The sequence below is a fragment of the Saccharopolyspora sp. NPDC050389 genome, from assembly GCF_040655595.1.
In the GTDB taxonomy this organism is placed as follows: domain Bacteria; phylum Actinomycetota; class Actinomycetes; order Mycobacteriales; family Pseudonocardiaceae; genus Saccharopolyspora.
This window is the reverse complement of the sequence record NZ_JBFAKG010000107.1, coordinates 1-3,958: the sequence shown is the minus strand read 5'-3', so window position 1 is coordinate 3,958 and position 3,958 is coordinate 1. Positions and strand designations below refer to the sequence as shown.

Genomic DNA, 3,958 nt, shown 5'->3' with positions numbered 1-3,958 from the left:
CCCGCTCTCTCCCCCCCCCCCCCCTCCGCTTTCCCGCGCCCGCGCCCCCCCCGCCGCGCGGCGTTGTCCCCGGCCCCAACCCCCCCCCCCCCCCCCCCGCGGCCGGGCTCGTCGCCGTGGATGGTCAGGCGCTGGTGCCGTACTTCTGCGGAGGCAGCATTGCCTGCGCGTCGACGCCGCGGAACCACAGGCCGATCATGAACGCAGTGGTGGCTTCTAGCAGCGACGCGCGTTCCAGCGGGCCTCCGTCGGCCGGTTCGCAGCCGATGTCGGTCACCAACGACCGGACGATCGCGATCGCCTCGGCGTCGTCGCCGCACAGCGGAACGATCAGCGGCCGGCCGTCGAAAACCGGTGGAGTCAAACGCCAAACGGATTCGTTGCAGGCGTTGAAGGCTTTGACGACATGCGCCCCGACCGCCTGGTCGGCGATCTGTTCGGCCATCGACGCGCCGGCGGGGAGATCGAGGGCGAAGCGATCGGGGACGACGGCATTCGTGCAGTCGATCAACACCTTGCCCCGCAAGGTGCCGGTCTCGGCTCCGGCGGCGGTGAGCACGCCGGTGACCGCCGAGTGCAGCACGGCGACGAGTACGACATCGCCGAACTCGGCGGCTTCCGCGAAGGTTCCGCTCCGCGCCGACGGCCCGAGCCGCTCCGCGAGCGCTCGGGGCTTGGCCGGGTCGCGACCGCTCACCATCACTTGGTGACCGGCTCGCGTCCACTGTGTACCGAGTGCCTCGGCCATGTTCCCGGCGCCCAGAATCCCGATCCGCATAGAGCTCTTCTCACTTTCGTCCGAGTGCTCCGGCTGGGGTCCGGTCCGACGCTAAGCGGCCCGATGGCTACCAATCGGTGTCTCACGGCCGGGCAGGATGGGGCTCCTGGCAGGTGAGGAGAGGCCGATGACCGAGGTGCCCGGGGTGTTGCCCGCGAACAGCGAGTTCCTCGCCGACTGCCGGGCGCGGTTGGCGTTCGACCTGCTGTCCAACACGTGGAATCCGGTGGTCGTCTGGGCGCTCCGCAGGGGGCCCTTGCGCCCAATCGACCTGCGGCGGCAGATTGGTGGCATCCGCACCAAGGTGCTGTCCGAGACGCTGCGGCGGCTCCAGTACAACGGCTTGGTCGACCGGTGCACCTACCGGGAGGCTCCGCCCCGGGTCGAGTACCGGCTGACCGAGCTGGGCGAGATCCTGCTCGGCCCGATCGGGATGCTCGGCGAATGGGGATTCCGCCACGGCGACGAGGTCATGGCGGCGCAAGAAGAACACGACCGCGCGGACGGCACCTGCGCGAGCTGAACGCCGTCCGCACGGTCACCGCACTCGGCGGGTCTCCGCGATCAGCGGCTGACTGCGCGGAGCGGCTTGGCCAGGTCTCCCCTGTCGCCGACGACGACGTCGTCGAGGCCGAGCCAGGACGCCATGTCGCGCAGCGCGGCGGCCAGCTCCGGCACCACCTCGCTCGAATCGCAGCCGGTTTCGAGGAACGCGCCCGGTACCCGCAGCACACCGGCGGCGCGGTCGGCCTTCAGATCGACGCGGGCCACTAGTTCACCGTTGAGGAGGAAGGGGAAAACGTAGTAGCCGTACTGCCGCTTGGGCTCGGGCACGTAGATCTCGATGCGGTAGCGGAACTCGAAAAGCCGTTCGGCGCGGGAGCGTTCCCAGATCAGCGGGTCGAACGGGCAGAGCAGCGCACGACCGGTGATCTTCCTCGGGATGCGGGCCGCCGCGTAGCGGTACGCGGGCTGCCGCCAGCCGTGCACCGCGACCGGCTCCAGCACGCCGTCCTCCACCAGCTCGGCCACGGCCTGCTGGGACTGCGCGGGCGAAAGCCGATAGTAATCCCGCAGATCCGGTTCGGTGGCGACGCCGAGCGCGTGCGCGGACCGCTCCACCAGCGCGCGAATCGCCTCGTCGTCCTCCGGTTCGTGCGCGAGCACGTGCGCGGGCAGCACGCGTTCGGGCAGGTCGTAGAGCCGCTCGAAGCCGCGCCGGGTGCCGGTGGTCAGCTCGCCCATCGCGAACAGCAGTTCGCAGGCCTGCTTGGTGTCGGTGCGGTTCCACCAGGGTCCGCTCCCCTGGCGTTCGGCGCCGCCGAGTTCGCGTTCCAGGCCACCCGCGCCGATCGGCCCGAGTTCCTTCACCGCGGTCAGCACGTCGTTGATCAGCTGGGGCGAGCGTTCCAGCAGTTCGCGGCTGCGCCGCCGCCAAGCCCCGCCGTACTCCCGCATCCGCCACCGCAGCAGCGGCCAGTCCTCGACCGGGATCAGCGATGCCTCGTGCGCCCAGTACTCGACCAGCAGGCGAGGCTGCCGTGCCCGGTGCGACCAGGCCGCCGCGTCGAGGAGCTCGGCCGTGTAGCCGCCGAGCCGGCTGAACAGCGGCATGTAGTGGGCTCGGACGGCCACGTTGACGGAGTCGAGCTGCAGCAGTTTGGTGCGGGCCAGTGCGCGCTGCAGGTGTCGGCGCGTCACCTCGCCGCGCGGCGGCGGATCGGCGAATCCCTGGGCGGCCAGGGCGAGTCGGCGTGCGGTGTCGCGGCTCATGGTCTGCACCCGCCAGATCGTGCCAGCAACCCCCGACAACCCGATCACCACCGACCCGTTTGCCGCGCCTCCGGGCCGGATTCGCCGGGAACCGGAAGGCCCGGTACCGGTTCCAGGGCGCGGGTTCGGTGGCCGGTCGGGCACGTTAGGTTGTCGCCATGGCCGATGCCGATGTGCGGGAAGCTGTGCCGTCCGATGCCGCGGAGATCGCTCGCATCCAGCTGACGACGTGGCGCACCGCCTTCACCGAGCTGCTGCCCGCGGCGGTGCTGGACGGGTTGGACAGCGCGGCGACCGAGCAGGAGTGGCGGCAAGCCCTGTCCGCCGGGCCGGCCGCGGTGCTGGTCGCGACGGAAGGCCCCTGGATCGTGGGTTTCTGCGCGGCAGGCCCGGCCCCGGAGGGAGAGGCGGCCGCGGCCAACGGCACGCTGCCGGCCGATGCGGCCACGGTCGCGCTGGTCAGCGCGCTGCTGGTGGAGCCGCGCTGGGGCCGACGCGGCCACGGCGGGCGGCTGCTCGGCGCGATGGCGGAGCGGCTCGCCGCGGGCGGGACCACCCGGGGCATCGTGTGGGTGCCGGAGGCGAACACCGCGTCGATGGCCTTCTTCCGCAGTGCGGGCTGGGCTCCGGACGGTACGGTACGCACGTTGGACGCCGGCGGCCGTCCGCTGCGGGAATTGCGGTTGTCGGGTCCGATGGAATTGCAGTTCGAAGACCGGTGAACACCGGCGCGGTGCCCGCTCGGGCACGCGTGGGGTTGCCGGCCGCACCACCAACTGGGGTCCGAGCTCGCTGGGAGCGATCGTGCTGACCGTGATCGGTTTGCTGTCCACCGCCTTCGGGGTGTCGGTGGCCTCCGCGCTGCTCCCGTTGATCAGCGTCGAACTGTTCGCGATCGGGTTGGTGCTCAAAGGCCCGGAGATCCCGTGGTGGCTGCTGGCGCTGGTCATCGCCGCCGGTCAGATCGGCGGGAAGCTGCTGCACTACTACGCGGCGCGCGGCTCGATCCGGCTGCCCCGGATGTTCCGGCGCAAGAAAGAGCGCGAGCGGAAGGACAGCCGCTGGCGCGATTGGCTGGAGAAGTTCCGGGAGAACTGCCACCGGCGGCCGGTTTGGACCGGCGCCGTACTGCTGATCAGCGCGGCCGCGAGCCTGCCGCCGTTCGCCGCGATCGCGGTGATCGCGGGCTGGGCGAAGGTTCCGCTGACCACGTTCCTGGTCACGGGCTTCGTCGGGCGTTTCATCCGCTTCGGCGCGCTGGCGATCGCGCCGAGCGTCGTCATCGGCTGGCTGTGACCGGAAGGCCGCGATCCCAACGGAAACCGAAGGCCCCTGACCTGCAAAGCACGGGGCCGTGAGTCTTTTGGGCGAACCACTCCGTCGCTTCCCGGAAGCCGCCCAGGTAGT

General features: G+C 71.2%; 5 protein-coding genes. 3 read left to right on the top strand and 2 right to left on the bottom strand.

The genetic code is table 11. From position 1 onward, the window contains the following. Window positions 1-124: 124 nt before the first annotated feature. Complete coding sequence (locus tag AB0I53_RS42110) at window positions 125-778, bottom strand: NAD(P)-binding domain-containing protein (protein ID WP_358614876.1); 654 nt, start codon at window positions 776-778, stop codon at window positions 125-127. Window positions 779-905: 127 nt separating this feature from the next. Between AB0I53_RS42110 and AB0I53_RS42105 the strand changes: the two genes are divergently transcribed. Then, entirely contained in the window at window positions 906-1,301 is a 396-nt protein-coding gene (locus tag AB0I53_RS42105; RefSeq protein ID WP_358614874.1) for a helix-turn-helix domain-containing protein, read from the top strand. Window positions 1,302-1,342: 41 nt separating this feature from the next. Here AB0I53_RS42105 and AB0I53_RS42100 read toward each other — a convergent pair whose 3' ends face one another. Continuing rightward, complete coding sequence (locus AB0I53_RS42100; protein ID WP_358614872.1) at window positions 1,343-2,560, bottom strand: crosslink repair DNA glycosylase YcaQ family protein; 1,218 nt, start codon at window positions 2,558-2,560, stop codon at window positions 1,343-1,345. A 149-nt stretch (window positions 2,561-2,709) separates the two neighbouring features. Between AB0I53_RS42100 and AB0I53_RS42095 the strand changes: the two genes are divergently transcribed. Together AB0I53_RS42095 and AB0I53_RS42090 are read left to right on the top strand one after the other, a co-directional pair. Beyond that, complete coding sequence (locus AB0I53_RS42095) at window positions 2,710-3,273, top strand: GNAT family N-acetyltransferase (protein WP_358614870.1); 564 nt, start codon at window positions 2,710-2,712, stop codon at window positions 3,271-3,273. A gap of 82 nt (window positions 3,274-3,355) precedes the next feature. After that, on the top strand, window positions 3,356-3,847 hold the full coding sequence (locus AB0I53_RS42090; RefSeq protein ID WP_358614868.1) for a VTT domain-containing protein: 492 nt from the start codon (window positions 3,356-3,358) through the stop codon (window positions 3,845-3,847). Window positions 3,848-3,958: the final 111 nt, after the last annotated feature.